General features: G+C 44.8%; 13 protein-coding genes. 11 read left to right on the forward strand and 2 right to left on the reverse strand.

What is annotated here, in order from left to right:
- From pheA to earP, 8 genes are all read left to right on the forward strand, one after another.
- A partial coding sequence (pheA, locus tag IJJ71_RS10495) for a prephenate dehydratase (protein WP_296846880.1) occupies positions 1-877 on the forward strand: 877 nt, incomplete at its 5' end.
- A gap of 106 nt (positions 878-983) precedes the next feature.
- Positions 984-1832 (forward strand): hypothetical protein, encoded by an 849-nt coding sequence (locus IJJ71_RS10500; RefSeq protein ID WP_296846883.1) that lies wholly within the window; start codon positions 984-986, stop codon positions 1830-1832.
- A gap of 18 nt (positions 1833-1850) precedes the next feature.
- Positions 1851-3323, forward strand: coding sequence for an Imm74 family immunity protein (locus IJJ71_RS10505; protein WP_296846884.1), 1473 nt, complete (start codon positions 1851-1853; stop codon positions 3321-3323).
- 168 nt (positions 3324-3491) lie between these two features.
- Complete coding sequence (gene ilvN / locus IJJ71_RS10510; RefSeq protein ID WP_296846885.1) at positions 3492-3983, forward strand: acetolactate synthase small subunit; 492 nt, start codon at positions 3492-3494, stop codon at positions 3981-3983.
- A 61-nt stretch (positions 3984-4044) separates the two neighbouring features.
- Entirely contained in the window at positions 4045-4503 is a 459-nt protein-coding gene (locus IJJ71_RS10515; protein ID WP_296846886.1) for a PEGA domain-containing protein, read from the forward strand.
- Complete coding sequence (locus tag IJJ71_RS10520) at positions 4500-5852, forward strand: S1C family serine protease (protein ID WP_296846887.1); 1353 nt, start codon at positions 4500-4502, stop codon at positions 5850-5852. The genes IJJ71_RS10515 and IJJ71_RS10520 overlap by 4 nt, the downstream gene beginning before the upstream one ends.
- Positions 5853-5989: 137 nt before the next feature.
- Positions 5990-8158: a lipase family protein gene (locus IJJ71_RS10525; protein ID WP_296846888.1), complete on the forward strand. Its 2169-nt coding sequence runs from the start codon at positions 5990-5992 to the stop codon at positions 8156-8158.
- A gap of 21 nt (positions 8159-8179) precedes the next feature.
- Complete coding sequence (earP, locus tag IJJ71_RS10530; protein ID WP_296846890.1) at positions 8180-9553, forward strand: elongation factor P maturation arginine rhamnosyltransferase EarP; 1374 nt, start codon at positions 8180-8182, stop codon at positions 9551-9553.
- Here earP and IJJ71_RS10535 read toward each other — a convergent pair.
- Entirely contained in the window at positions 9524-10156 is a 633-nt protein-coding gene (locus tag IJJ71_RS10535; protein ID WP_296846891.1) for a leucine-rich repeat protein, read from the reverse strand. The two genes, earP and IJJ71_RS10535, sit on opposite strands and share 30 nt — an antisense overlap.
- Before the next feature lie 106 nt (positions 10157-10262).
- Here IJJ71_RS10535 and IJJ71_RS10540 point away from each other — a divergent pair, with 106 nt between their 5' ends.
- A complete protein-coding gene (locus IJJ71_RS10540; RefSeq protein ID WP_296846892.1) occupies positions 10263-10622 on the forward strand; it encodes a hypothetical protein in 360 nt (119 codons plus the stop codon).
- A gap of 5 nt (positions 10623-10627) precedes the next feature.
- Here IJJ71_RS10540 and IJJ71_RS10545 read toward each other — a convergent pair whose 3' ends face one another.
- The gene (locus IJJ71_RS10545; protein ID WP_296846893.1) at positions 10628-11665 is read right to left on the reverse strand and encodes an AEC family transporter; all 1038 of its coding nucleotides are present in this window, start codon (positions 11663-11665) and stop codon (positions 10628-10630) included.
- Positions 11666-11787: 122 nt separating this feature from the next.
- On the opposite strand from IJJ71_RS10545, the gene IJJ71_RS10550 reads away from it, so the two are divergent.
- Both IJJ71_RS10550 and IJJ71_RS10555 read left to right on the forward strand, forming a co-directional pair.
- On the forward strand, positions 11788-13545 hold the full coding sequence (locus IJJ71_RS10550) for a PP2C family protein-serine/threonine phosphatase (protein ID WP_296846894.1): 1758 nt from the start codon (positions 11788-11790) through the stop codon (positions 13543-13545).
- A gap of 43 nt (positions 13546-13588) precedes the next feature.
- A partial coding sequence (locus IJJ71_RS10555; RefSeq protein WP_296846895.1) for an acyl-ACP thioesterase domain-containing protein occupies positions 13589-13994 on the forward strand: 406 nt, incomplete at its 3' end.

A 13994-nucleotide genomic window follows, 5' to 3' on the forward strand; every position in this document is an offset into this window, starting at 1 on the left:
AAAGGCAAATGCCGAAAAGGTCACTCACAAAAAGCCAATCTGTGTTTTCTCCGGCATGAAGGGAGCTTACGCCGAGCAGGCAATCGAAAATTTCTTTGAGGATTCTGTCGAAGCTCAAACGGTCGATTCATTCGACGAGATTTTCCAAGCGGTGGTTGACGGAAAGGCTGACTACGGCATGGTTCCAATCGAAAACTCAACCGCAGGTTCGGTCTACAACAACTACGACAACCTCACCCGCTACGAGGACATTTCCATCGTGGGCGCTCTCACTTTGCGGATTCAGCACTCGCTCCTGGGCGTAAAAGGCGCAAGTCTCGAAACCATCAAGAATGTCTACTCTCACCCTCAGGGCCTCAGCCAGTGTTCAAATTTCCTCAGAAGCCAGAAATGGAATGCCGTGGACACAGTTTCGACAGCGACGGCGGCAAGTCTTGTTGCAGAAAAAGGCTCGGTTGAAAACGCGGCAATCTGCAATGCACGGAACGCGGCGATTTACGGTCTTGAAGTTATCAAAGAAGGAATCCAGAACGAACAGAACAACTACACCCGCTTCGTCGTGATTGCGGCAAACCATGTCGAGGAGCCTGCCGGCCAGTGGAGCGAGCAAAAGCCGAACATGGCAAGCTTTGTCTTCACTACCAAAAACGAAGCCGGAGCCCTTTACGATGCCCTTGGCATTTTCAAGGAAGCAAACCTGAGCATGAACAGGCTTGAATCCCGCCCAATCGCCGGAAAGCCGTGGAAATACTGGTTCTACTGCGATGTCGTGATTCCTCAGTCGGTCGAAAATCCAAATACATATATAGAAGATTTCAGCCAAAAGCTTAAAAAAATGGCGGAAGATGTAAGGATTTTGGGCGTCTACGCGGAATAAGCAAAGGGGGGAAGCCTCCCCCTAGCTCCAACCGCTACGCGTTTTCCGCTACCCTCTCTGCGGGAGCCCCCGCAACGCCCCTTTTCTGCCAAAAGGAGAAAAAATAATGAAAAAATTCATGCTTGCATTGTTTTCGATTGCTCTTCTTTGTACAAGTTTGTTTGCTGGCGACTTTAAAAATCCAGAAACTGACGCAGAGATAAAACATTATCTTGTGGCAAACGGCTTCGGATATTTTACTTTCACTGATGACGGAAAATGGAGTTTTTCAGAAAAAGTAATTGGCGATACTGTGGTGGCCGAGGGAAAATATTCTGTCTCAGGCGGGCTGGTGTTTTTTGAGACCTGCGATACAGAAGAAAAACCCCTCTACAACGGAGAATACTGGGACAAAATGCAGGTTCCTGGGAAATACAAACTGGACTTGGAAAAAATCGGCTTACACTTCAAAGGTGCTTTAATTAATGTGCAAAACGGCAGAATCAGCTGGTCAGATGAGTGGGCACCGCCGTATGTGAAATTCGACTACGAAGGAACTGAATGTATCCGCTATCCCTGGCGTAACGAGGGCGTAGACAGCGAATATATCCTTATCCTTGACAACCTCAAATTACGAAAAGCACCGTCCTTATCATCCGAACTTGTATCCGTCGGTGGCGTTGAGGAAGAAGGAGCAGGCTTTTACTACGGAGAACGCTCAATCGCACTTGCGGGGCAGACTTGCACAATCCGTGCAAAAACCGTAAAAAAGGACACAATCGACGGAATCACGGCTCCCTGGTATCTGATTGTAGCTTACGGCGTGGACGAAATGGGGCTTGATACGGCAGAAGCGTTTGTTTTTGGCGGCTATGTAAAAGAAATCAAAGCCTCAGAGCTTGAAAAAACAGACAGGGAAAACAAAGAAAAACTTAAGCAGTCTATTCTGAGAATCGGCGGAACATTATATCATTAAAGTCAAAAAGGGGTAAAAATGACCAAACCAAAAAATTTTCATAAAAAAATCCTGATATTTCTGCTGGCCCTGCTTGTTCTATTTATTAAATTTTTCGGGGCAAAAGGAATCCTTGTATGGCTGCTTTCTTTGGCAGGCCTTTTTGCCTTAATTTTGGTAATAAACAAATGCTTTGATTTTCTTGAACATAAAAAGAATCATCAGAAAAGCGAAGGCTGGCTCGCAATCGAAAAAGAATTTTTGCATGCGTATCCGGGTCAGACTCAGCCTCTTCACTACGGAACTCTTGTCAAATGGAAATTCGGCGGAAATGACCCGCTTGACGGAATCAGCATTTACGACGGCGGAAATTACTGGCACTTTGTTTCATTCGGACTGTCTGAGCTGTATGAAAAAGAAAGTGAAAACAAAGAAATCAGCGGCTACGGCTATGAGCTGACCTTCAAGCTCAAAAAAGACAAATACGAAGATGAAGAAGCCGAAATCAAAAATGGCTGCGCAATTTTACAGGGAATCGCAAGATTAGTATTTAATGGAGAAGTCTTCACAGAAAATGAATACATTTACACGGGTCAGACAGAAGGAATTGATTCAAAAAGAAAGTCCCGCCTCACAGGACTAATTATCGTAAAAGACCCGACCGTGCAAACGATTGAAACTCCGAACGGAAAAGTTCAATTCCTGGAACTGATTGGCATGACAGACGAAGAATTGAAAACTCTTTCCACCCACGCTTCTGTTGAAGAGATTTACAAAAAACTTGGCTCGGATATAACTGACTTCAACCGAAAATCTCTTATTCAAAAGGAATATCCGCATAAAGACGTAAAAATCACAGGAACAAACACTTACATTGATGTTCTGATAGAAGGCAGAACCGTAAGGATTCAGGGCGAGATGATAAAAGGCGGTTTTATCTGCCATAAAAAGACTCTGACAAACTGGCTTGAACCGGGTAATTCTCCGCTTACAGAAGGCGAAAAAGAAAAGATTATCAGGATAATAAAAGAAAAAACTGCCGGCTCGCACATGCAGATTCTTTTTGATGAAGAAATCGAGGAAAAAGACGCTTCTTGTGCTATCGACAAGGACAAAATTACTTCGGATATCGTTTCCTCAATAGTTGAGCAGCTCTCTCAAAGATTCAGCGGAACTCTTATTCAGAAAATATTTTTTGAAATCGGGGAATTCTGGAACGAAAAAGACGAGGAATGCGCAGATTTTCATGTCGTTATTGCCAGTAAAGAAGACTGTGAGAAAGCCGGCGAATCAAAAGAGAATCCCGGTGAATATATGACTGAAGATGACAGGAACTGTATAAGATGCCATGAATTTGAGCCGCTAAAAAAACTTGGAATTGAATATTCTGATGCTGTTGAAATTGCAAAGAATGTTGTAAAGGCCCTTGAAAGAGAAATCAAGGCAGCTGATTACTTAGACCTCAAAACTACTGACGATTTCAAGATTTATGAGCTGGCAGAATATGACTAATCATATAGCAAATTTTTGTGAAATGTGATAGTCTTTTTTATGCGCTAGGGATTGTAGGGGCGGCTTTGCCGTTCCAGAGCGACCACAGGGAGCGGCGGAATGAAGCGTTAGCGAAACCCCGAAAAGCCCGACCCGAAGGGGAGCGCCCATAATTTCAGGAGATTTACAATGAAAAAATATGTACTTTCTGTTCTTGTTGAAGACCATGCTGGTGTTTTGAGCCGTGTTTCTGGCTTGTTCAGCCGCCGCGGATTCAACATCGACTCGCTCACTGTCTGCGAGACTTCAAACCCTGGCCAGAGCCGCATGACAATCGTTGTTCAGGGCGACGAATATGTTCTGGAGCAGATTAAAAAGCAGCTTTCAAAGCTCGTTGAGGTCATTTCTATCAAGCACTGCCACAAAGAGAACACAACCCAGCGCGAAATGGCTTTGATTAAGGTAAAGGCCAGCGGAACTGACCGTGCCGTAATCATCGAAACCTGCGACATTTTCCGCGCACACATTGTCGATGTCGCACAGAACTCGGTAATCGTTGAGGCAACTGGTAGCGAAGAAAAAATCGCAAGCCTTATCCGCCTTTTGGAGCCTTATGGAATCCTTGAGCTTTGTAAAACAGGCTTAACAGCGATGGGCCGTGGCGAAGAAGTTTTGAAATAAAATTGGTGTGTTCGGGAACTTCAGTTTTACGAACAGATTTATTGATTTTTCGGGGCAAAATATGAAACGAAGCATTTTTGTAATTCTCGGACTTGCAGCACTTTTGTCGGCACCGGCTGTTTTCGCACAGGAAGCAGAAGCCGGAAGTGAATCTGCTGAAGCATTTGCAATCATTCCGAACCTTGAGCCAGAGGAAACAACGGCAATCGAGCAGAACCGAACAAAGGCATCTTTTAAATCAAACCTCAAAGGGTGCCGCATTTATCTGAACCATAATTTTCAGGGCGTAACACCGCTGACACTCTCAAACATGGTCGAAGGATTCTATCTTCTCCGCACCGAAAAAGATGGCTACAATTATCAGGAAAATTTTGTCTATGTCGAACACGGCAAGGCAAAAACTTTCTATGTTGAATTGCAGCCTGGCGAAGAGTCAAAATCTGAGACAAAAACAGAGCAGGCGCAGGCTTCCGCTCAAACTTCTGATTCAACCGATGATTCTCTCGGAGATGCAAAATGAAACTCTATTCCCGCTCGCAGCTGATAAAATCTTCTTTGGCAGGATTGGCGGTCGGGGTCGTAATCTCGCTCTCCTCAGTCGCATATTTCTCCCTCCGCTCAAAAAGTGAGCCTGTGGATAATTCCGAGGCGCAGGAAGAGCAGTCAGAATCAGCAAAAACCGAGATTTCAGAAAATGTTTCTTCTCAGCCAGCAAAAACTCCGGAAATCACAGCACCGGTGGCAAAAAAGCCGAGTTCTTTTATCGAAGAAAAATCCGTTCCTGTCGCAAACACTTCTTATTCTCAGTACACTCAGGACGAGCAGCAGAATATTTCGGTCTACGAAAAATGCAACGAGGCCGTAGTCAACATCACCACGCAGGTCATGGGAATCAACTGGTTCTTGGAGCCGGTAGTTCAGGAAGGTGGCTCTGGAAGCGGCTCAATCATCGATAAGCGCGGCTATGTCGTCACGAATGTTCATGTAATCTCAAACGCAAGCAAAATCAACATCTCGCTTTACGACGGCACTTCTTACGAAGGAACAGTCATCGGAAAGGATGTTGAAAGCGACATCGCGGTAATCAAATTCAATCCGCCGGACAATGTAACGCTAAAGACAATCGACTTCGGAAACTCAAACAATCTCAAAGTCGGCCAGAAAGTCATCGCAATCGGAAATCCGTTCGCGCTTGAACGCACAATGACCACAGGAATTATCTCTGGTCTCGGCCGCCCGATTCAGGAAAGCACGAATGTCATCATCCGGAATATGATTCAGACTGATGCGGCAATCAACCCAGGAAACTCTGGCGGTCCATTGCTCGACACCAGCGGCAAAATGGTCGGAATCAACACGATGATTATCTCAAACTCTGGCTCTTCTGCCGGAATCGGTTTCGCAGTTCCTGTAAGCACAGCCCGCCGTGTCGTTGACGATTTGATCAAATACCGAAAAGTCAACCGCGGAGTCCTCAAAATCGCTCCTGTTCAGATGACTTCATCAATCGCACGCTACGCAGGTCTCTCAATCAACTACGGAATTCTTGTAAGCGAAGTTGAGCGAGGCTCATCTACCGAAAAATCAGGCATTTTGGGCGGCACGGAGCAGGTTCAGTACGGAAGCAGATTCAATCCAACGACGATTTACTTGGGCGGCGACATCATCACTGGAATCGACAACATCACGGTTCGCACTTACGCCGATTACACAAGCGCGCTGGAGTCAAAACGCCCAGGCGACACAGTTACGGTAACAGTTTTCCGAAACGGCGAATACAAAAAGCTCAAGGTCACGCTCGACGGAAAAGAGAGCACACAGACACGCAGTTCAGCGTCTCTCTCAGACATGCAGGAATCGTCACTATAGGTAAAAAAAGATTGTCACACAGATTCGGGATTCCTACGGAATCCCATTTTAAATATTTAAATTTTGATTTTGCGTAGCAAAATCGAATCTAAGCAAGCGCGTCAACGAATGCGCTTGGTGAGACAATAATAAAAAATATGTCACATACAAAAATACATCGTACCTACATTTTTATTCTCCTCTTCCTCACCACTTTTTCCTCTTTACACGCCCGCACGGTCACTTTTTCTGTGCACGGGCTTGAAGTCGCCACCGAAGAGCCGGTTCCTGTAAATACTGAATGGGATGAGAATTGGTTTGTCACGACGGAGCCGGAAAATTATCATCACGGAATCGCACGGATTGCCGCGATGCTCTCAGAAATTTCATACGTTCCTGTCGAAAAAAATCCGACTTCAAATCCGCTGCTTCAAAGCTACAGGGTGCTCGGATTCAAGGACAGTGACATCGAGTGGAATTATGTCCTCGACTACTCCACTCCGCTCTCAGGAAACAATCAGGCTGCATACAGTTTTGCTTTCAAGGAAATTTCCACGCCAAAAGGCCCTAAAAAGCTGGTCTTTGTTGTTCTGCGCGGAACGCCGTTAAACGCCAACGAATGGATCTCAAACATCAATGTAAGCGACACGACAAAAAAAAATATTCTCGTTCATGAAGGATTTTCAAAAACTTGCGAAAATCTCAGGCAGGCTTTGTACGATTTTCTTAAGAACAAAAACATCAGCCCGGAAGAATCTTATTTTTTAATCACTGGTCACAGCCGTGGAGCAGCACTCGCAAATCTTCTGGGCGCGACCATCGCAGACGAAAACATAATTCCTGCAAAAAAACTCTTCGTCTACACTTTCGCCTCCCCGAATGTCAGTCAGGAAGAGAAAACAGGCGATTCCAAATACAATTTCATCTGGAACATCATCAACGCCGAGGATTTAGTTCCGTCCGTTCCGCCGAACCGCAACAACTGGAAATGGAAGAAATTCGGCCGCTCAAAAATCATTGCGAATTACTGGAACACAGCTCCACAAAAATATCTCGATGATTATTTTCCCCGGATGAACGAATATTACAAAAAACTTCTTCTCAGGGATTACGCGCCTTTCAAGAACGGGCCTTTTCTTCAGATTCAGCTTGCAAGAGTTCTTACTTATCTTTACACAGACACCGAAAGCTATTACAGCCCGTTTTTTGGACTTCACCGGCTGGCAGAAAATATTTTCTGGAAAGTTTTCCCGGATAAACATGAGGAAGAATTAGAAATTCCACAAAACGAAGAAGAAAAACTGCCATTCCTTATCAAAATGATTCAAAAAAGCGTGAATTCAAACATCGATGGCGGATTTGAATATGTGATGAATGCTTTCGTGGACATGCACGCCTGTGAAAGCTATCTTTCATGGCTGCTCGCCTTAAACGAAGAAGAACTTTTCTCGGAACTTGGAAGCTCTCAAATTGTATTCAGCGGAAGCCATGACATCGCGGTCTACAATGATGACGGAGAAATGCTTGCGCAGATTCTTGACGGCTCCGTACAACTTTACAGCCTGAAAATTCCTGTGTCAGTCCTTCCTCTTCCCAAAGAAAATGTAATCGGATTTCCCGGAAACCAAAACCTGAATGTCGTTGTCCACAAGGACAGCCTGTTTCCGACAATCATCGACTACGAAATCGAGCACTACGATGCCGAAGGAAAACTTCTTTCAGTCTCAAAGGAAGGGCATTTACATCCTCATTCCGGCACAGTCTTAAATTTTAAGGCCGGCGAAGTGACACTAGGAAAAGAAAGCCTTTCGTACCAAAAAATTAAAGGAAAAGAAGCCCAGACACTTTCAAAAAAATACGATTTGGATCAACGCCATAAATTCGTGGTTCATCCAGAAATCACATTTTCCACAGAAAAAATTCTCGGCCTGGGATTAAGGGCAGGCTGCCAGCAAATTTACGGCTCCGTCACAGGCGAAATGCACTTTGCGAACAGCAGCACTTATGGGCTTGCCCTCGGATTGGGGCATCAGCACACGCTTTACGGCAGAATCATGCTGGACTCGGAAGTTTTCGCACGCTTTGTCTGGGCAAAACTCATTTTTGAAGACAGAAAATGCTATTTTGTTCCGTCATGCCGCTTCTCGCTCTCATACAAGCCTCGCCGCAGGGTTCACTTCTTCGCAGCCACGGTCTTTGACCTTCACATCGATGAGAAAAATGACGAAATATTCACCCGCTATTTCCGTGAAAATCATTTTTCTTCTATTAATGTAGGCAGCAGCGCAGAACTTGTTCCGTCGTTCCAATTCGGAATCAGGTTCTAAGCAATCGCAAAAGGAAAAATTATGCTCGACAAAAACAAAATCATGATTCTTTGCAAGGTCGTTGACAATTTCGGTGACATCGGCGTAGTTTACCGCCTTGCCCGCGCCCTGAGCGACCTCCGCCCGAACCTAGAACTCACGCTTGTGGTAAGCAACCTCGAAAGTTTCCACAAAATGGCCAGCCAAATCGACCCGACAAAAAAAATCCAGGACTTCCACTACAAAAACACCACCTGGAAAATCGTAGACTGGAATCTGGAAACTGAAAGCGGAAATTTGAAAAATGAAAACTCTAAGGGGGCTTCGGCTTGCGCCGCCGGGCTTTCCGAGGTTCCGCTCCCGCTCCATACCGCAAGCGGTACGGCTACGCCGCCTCTCCAATCCCTAGCCCAAGACAGCAATTCAAAGCCACAGTTTTCAATTTTCAATTTTCAACCTTCAATTATCCTCGAGTGTTTTCAGTGCGGGCGGCCGGACTGGCTTGAGGAGCAGCTTTTTGCCCCGGAATTTACGCGCACGGTTCAGATAATCCAGATTGACTACCTCACGGCCGAGGAATATGCCGACGAGTTCCACCTTCTCAAAAGCGGCACCCGAAAGGCAAACATCAAAAAAATCTTCTTCATGCCGGGCTTCACCGAAAAAACGGCAGGACTGATTATAAATGAGCAGTTAGCAGTCAGCAATGAGCAATCGGGGGCTCCGGCTTCGCCGTCACGCTTTTCGCCCTTCCGCTTCCGCTCCATTCCTTCGCAAGACGAAGGAACGCCTGCGGCGGGGCTACAATCGTTAGCCCATCCTGCATTTAAAATTTTCTTTTTCGCTTACGAAGACGATTGTTCGGCTGTTGTCAAAGGCATCGCGGACTTTCAGAACAAGATGCGGAAAACTGACTCGGATTTTTCTGTCGTTGTTTATCTTGCTGAGGGAAAATCTTCGGCACCATTTGAGGAAAAATGGAAAATTCTCAATTCACCATTTAAAATAGTAAAAATACCATTTTTACAGCAAGAAGAATTTGATTATTTTATCACGACGATGGACTTTCTTTTTGTGCGCGGCGAAGATTCGCTTGCGCGGGCAGCCCTCACAGGTCTTCCTTATATATGGCAGGCTTACAAACAGGACGAAAATTATCAGCTCGTCAAAGTGAACGCGCTTTTGGAACGGCTGAAAGAATATTTTAAGCCAGAGGAATTTGAGTCAATCCGCGATTTTTGGCAGAGTTACAACGATTACGAGAACGCAACGAAATCAGAGCCGCTCACTCAAATGCTCCTCGACTCGGCGAAGCACACAAACACACACGGCTTTGAAAATTTCGCCAAAAAGCTCCATGAAAACGGAAACTTGGCGGAGCATCTTCTACGTTTTATCGACAGCCTCGTTCTCTGATTTTTTGCACAAAACGCAGTTTCGGTACGGACTTGAAGGAAGCGTGAAGCGGTAAGGGTTATCCTCGGCGTTCGTGAGATTTGAGATTTCTTCCAGAACGCCGCCTTCTTTTTCGATGTGCCAGCCGCTCGGGTCAGAAAATTCAAGCACGGCGAGCTTTTCACAGCCTGCAAATGCCTGTGTTCCGATTTTTTGGACTGTCGCAGGAATTGAAACATGCTCCAGATTTTTGCAGCCAGCGAAAGCCTGAGGATTTATCGAAAGCAAATTGTTTGGGAAATTCATGCTTATGAGATTGGGGTTATCCTTAAACGGCGAGTCAAAGACCCTGGACAACTCTTGAACGGAAGACAAATCGAGCGAAACAAAAATTCCGCTCTCACGAATCACACGGGCAATGTTATGAACGGTAATATTCCCGACCGTGCCGTTCGCGACAACGCTGACTTCGCTCCCTGGCGGAAGCATATGCAACGCGCGCCCAAAATCAGAAACTTGAACGGAATTGTCGCCGTTGGTCATTTCCACGACAGGTGCTGAAAATCCAGAATTTTCGTTGCCTTCATGTGAAAGCATAATCACTAGCCGTGAAAATTTTCGCATAAGCGGCTCCCCCGTGAAATATCATAAAAAATTTTCTATTTAAAAATTGTAACACAGATCCAGAATAATTCAAGATTTTTATGCGCATAAGTTCCGATAATATAGTATGTCTTTTAAGAAAACCGCCCTTTTTTCCATGTTCGCACTGATTTCTTCTATATTATTCGCTTATGAAAAAGTTCCTGTCATAATTCCGTTCAAAAGCGGCGGCGAGCTTCACACATTTTTTTATTGCTTCAATGAATTGTCCGAAGGAAAAAAACTCGCGGAGGAAATCTTCCGGGTCAAAAAATTTGACGAGCTTGCAAAAGGTGAAAAAGAGAAAGTTCTTCCGGTTCCGCTCGGAACGAATGTCGGCTACTACGACCATGCAATTTTCTGCTACGGAGAAGAATTCTGGTTATTTGACAACAGGAACGGCTTCTTGTGGGGAAGAGGAATGTTACTCAGCGAACCGAGGAACTAAATCAATTAAAGCAATCCACTCTGAACAGAAATAAAAATAATCACGAACAAACTAAACGCGCTGCTCAAAGTCGTCCAGACTACAAGCTGCCCCGCAAGCTCGGAATCGCTGCCCATTTCGGCCGTCATTGGAACGGTTGAGACTGCAAGCGGAGTTCCGTAAAGCGCAATCAATGCCGGGAATTCCACGGAAGTGAAGCCGAGTTTTACCGCAACAAAAAGGCAGACAAGCGGGCAAAGGACAGTCCTGGCCAGAACTCCCGCAATTATTTTGTATTTGAGCCTTGCGACCGCACTGAATTTGAAATTTCCGCCGAGTGCAATCAGCGCGACAGGGCTTGCCGACTGCGCAAGCATGGAAATCGTCTTGTAAACAAAAGGCAGATTCTGTTTAATCGTAAAAAATTCTGAGTCTCCAATTCTGACAGGAAAGACATAACGGAAAACGAAACGCACCAAAAGGCATAAAAATCCTGCAAAAACACCCAGAATCAGCGGATTCGTCACGATTTTCTTTAGGACTGAAACAATGCTCACGGATTTTCCGCCTTCCTTTATAAAAATCGAAAGCGCGACAATCGCAAGCACATTGAAAAGAGGAATCGACACGGAAGAAAGAATTGATGCGGCAACTACAGGCTTTGGGTCTCCCGATGAAATTGACATTGCAAGTGAAATACCGATAATCGCATAATTGGAACGGTAAGCACACTGGAGCATGACACCCTTCTGCCTGTCATCCTTCACAAAAAGAATCACCGCAAGCAATGCAAGTGCAAAAAACAGAAGGATTGAGACTACGGCAAACAGGCAGACTCTACCATATCTTGCAATCTCAAAAAGATTATCGACATTGTAGACATTGAAAAAAAGCAGGCACGGAAGCAGGCAGCGGAAACAAAGTTTGTTCAAGAGCGGGAAAAATTTTTCGTCAAAAAGCCGGATTTGCTTCAAAAAATATCCGACAGCAATCACGGCCACAATCGGCATCACCGCATTCAGCGTAAAAAACAAATTGTTAAGGAAGAAAGCATTTTCTCTCATGAATCAGATTGTATGAAAAAAACGCAAAAAAATCTTGTAAAAAAATCGTATAAACTTGGAAAATTCCTTAGTCTCATAAAAGGGCTTTTAGATTTTGGAGATTTTATGATATACTTTTTCCAATGCGGAGAACATTTTTTTCGCTGATAATTTTAACAAGTTTTCTCACAATTTTTTCTTCCTGCAGCCCTTACGAGGAATCCAATGAAATCATCAATTTAAAAGACAATTTTTATTGGACTGAATGTAGCGCGGACAGCACGCCCGAAGTAGCCGAATCACTTCGCTTCCACAAATTTTCCACGGCAGGAACAAGCAACATCTTAAAAGTAGCGGGACGGGAGCAGGAATATGTGTGGCTCAGGCTTGTCTTCAAAATCCCAGAAAATCTCAAGAACAAGTCATTGGGGCTTTTCATCTCATACCTTCACTTCGCATTGCTATGTGTCTCTTCACTCATGCTGGCAACTCCTTTCTATGCACCACAGTTGCCGATAACTTACCCGAATAATGTTCCTTACATTCTTTTCATAAAACTGACTCTGTGCACAGGTTTCTATCTTGCGACATTCTTTCTTTCTACACTTATGATTGAATTTGTGAAAAGACGTGAAACTAATTTTTTCCGCATACTGAGATGTGGAATTCTTGCAATCTGCATTATTCCAACACTTTTCGCCCCGAACTACGATTTTCTCAGGAAAGTTTGCCCTTACACGCTCTTACTTTCACTGGTTCAGATTCTATTTGGATTCATTTTCATCCTTAAACAAAAACTTTCCCCAAAAGAGCTGAAGGATTTCAAGACTCTTAATTTCGCTTTCATTCCCGTGCTTCTTGCGATTCCAGTTGATTTTATCATCAAGCTCCAAATCCAGAAGGCAGACGTTCCGTACATAACGCTTTTCGGCTGGCTTCTCACAATCCTCAATTTCATAATCATCATGAGCGTGCGTTACAACAAGGCCGTCGCACAGAACGAATACCTCAACATCCAGCTTCGCCGTGAAGTCCAGAAGCAGACACAGGAACTTTCACACAAAAACAGCAAGCTTGAAGAAGAAATCCGCCGCTCAGAGCTGGAACTTGATATGGCTTCCCTCGTGCAGAAAAAATTCTTCCCCTACCCGCCAAAAAATCTCAAGGGCTGGGATATTGCCGTAAGCTACAATCCGCTCGCAAAAGTCTCCGGCGATATGTACGATTATTATATCCACGACAATTTTCTTTACGGATTCTCACTTTTTGATGTTTCCGGCCACGGAATTTCTGCCAGCCTCATCACAATGCTCGCAAAGAACATCGTAGGCCAGACTTTCCTCAAAAACATGCAGAACAAAGAGACAGTCTCACGAACATTATACGAAATCAACAACGAAATCATCGAGGCAAAGGGTGAAGTCGAAAACTATCTCACAGGCGTAATGTTCCGTTTCGGAGAATTCGACCAGAATGATGAATGTCTTGTCGAAATGGCGAACGCGGGCCACCCGAATCCAATTCTTTTCTCGGCAAAAGACATGACCTGTCAGGAAGTCACATGCAAGGAAGGCGAAGACCATCACGGCGCAATCGGAATTGATTTCATCACGGTCTCATTCCCGCAGGTAAACTTCAACATGGCGGAAAATGACATTCTTTTCTTCTACTCGGACGGTCTCACGGAGGGGCGCAACAAGAACAACGAGATGTTCGGAAAAGACCAGGTCAAGAATTTAATCTCAAAAAACTACGCAAAAGACGCGCAATCCATCATGGAAGAAATTATCGATGAATTCAAAACATTCACGGAAGGCTCGATGCGCGATGATGACATCACGATAGTCGTTTTGAAGCGGCAGAATTCAGCGACTTTCTTCGAGGACTTGATGGAACTGTAAATTTTTGTGGCAATTTTTTTTTGAAGCTGATATAATCCTCCACATGGTAACACAAAGACAATGGTTCGATGATGACGGAATCACATTCCACACAGAGCATAAAGTTCAGTTCTCTCAGAGCGACTCAAACAAACGCCTGAGTCTTTACGATCTTTTAAAGGTAACAAGCGACATGGCCGTTGAGGATTACGCGCAGCAAGGCATGGACAGGGACACGCTCACAGCCCACGGATATGCAATTCTTGTCTCACGCACGGCTTTCAGATTCCATCGTATGCCAAAAGAAAACGAGAATTATGTTTTCACGACTTATGAAGAAAAAGCCGAGCCATTGCAGCTTGTCAGGGCATACGAATTCACCACTCCGGAAGGCGAGCCTCTAATCACCGGCCTAAGCTCATGGCTTCTCGTTGACCCACAAGCCCACAGAATCATTCCTACAAAAAAAT

The sequence above is a fragment of the Treponema sp. genome (genome assembly GCF_017430385.1).
Lineage (GTDB): Bacteria > Spirochaetota > Spirochaetia > Treponematales > Treponemataceae > Treponema_D.

Bases quoted from the DNA above. Each gene is read 5' to 3' on its own strand.
- IJJ71_RS10500 (WP_296846883.1), top strand. From the start codon at position 984: ATGAAAAAATTCATGCTTGCATTGTTTTCGATTGCTCTTCTTTGTACA.
- IJJ71_RS10505 (WP_296846884.1), top strand. From the start codon at position 1,851: ATGACCAAACCAAAAAATTTTCATAAAAAAATCCTGATATTTCTGCTG.
- ilvN (WP_296846885.1), top strand. From the start codon at position 3,492: ATGAAAAAATATGTACTTTCTGTTCTTGTTGAAGACCATGCTGGTGTT.
- IJJ71_RS10515 (WP_296846886.1), top strand. From the start codon at position 4,045: ATGAAACGAAGCATTTTTGTAATTCTCGGACTTGCAGCACTTTTGTCG.
- IJJ71_RS10520 (WP_296846887.1), top strand. From the start codon at position 4,500: ATGAAACTCTATTCCCGCTCGCAGCTGATAAAATCTTCTTTGGCAGGA.
- IJJ71_RS10525 (WP_296846888.1), top strand. From the start codon at position 5,990: ATGTCACATACAAAAATACATCGTACCTACATTTTTATTCTCCTCTTC.
- earP (WP_296846890.1), top strand. From the start codon at position 8,180: ATGCTCGACAAAAACAAAATCATGATTCTTTGCAAGGTCGTTGACAAT.
- IJJ71_RS10535 (WP_296846891.1), bottom strand. From the start codon at position 10,156: ATGCGAAAATTTTCACGGCTAGTGATTATGCTTTCACATGAAGGCAAC.
- IJJ71_RS10540 (WP_296846892.1), top strand. From the start codon at position 10,263: ATGTCTTTTAAGAAAACCGCCCTTTTTTCCATGTTCGCACTGATTTCT.
- IJJ71_RS10545 (WP_296846893.1), bottom strand. From the start codon at position 11,665: ATGAGAGAAAATGCTTTCTTCCTTAACAATTTGTTTTTTACGCTGAAT.
- IJJ71_RS10550 (WP_296846894.1), top strand. From the start codon at position 11,788: ATGCGGAGAACATTTTTTTCGCTGATAATTTTAACAAGTTTTCTCACA.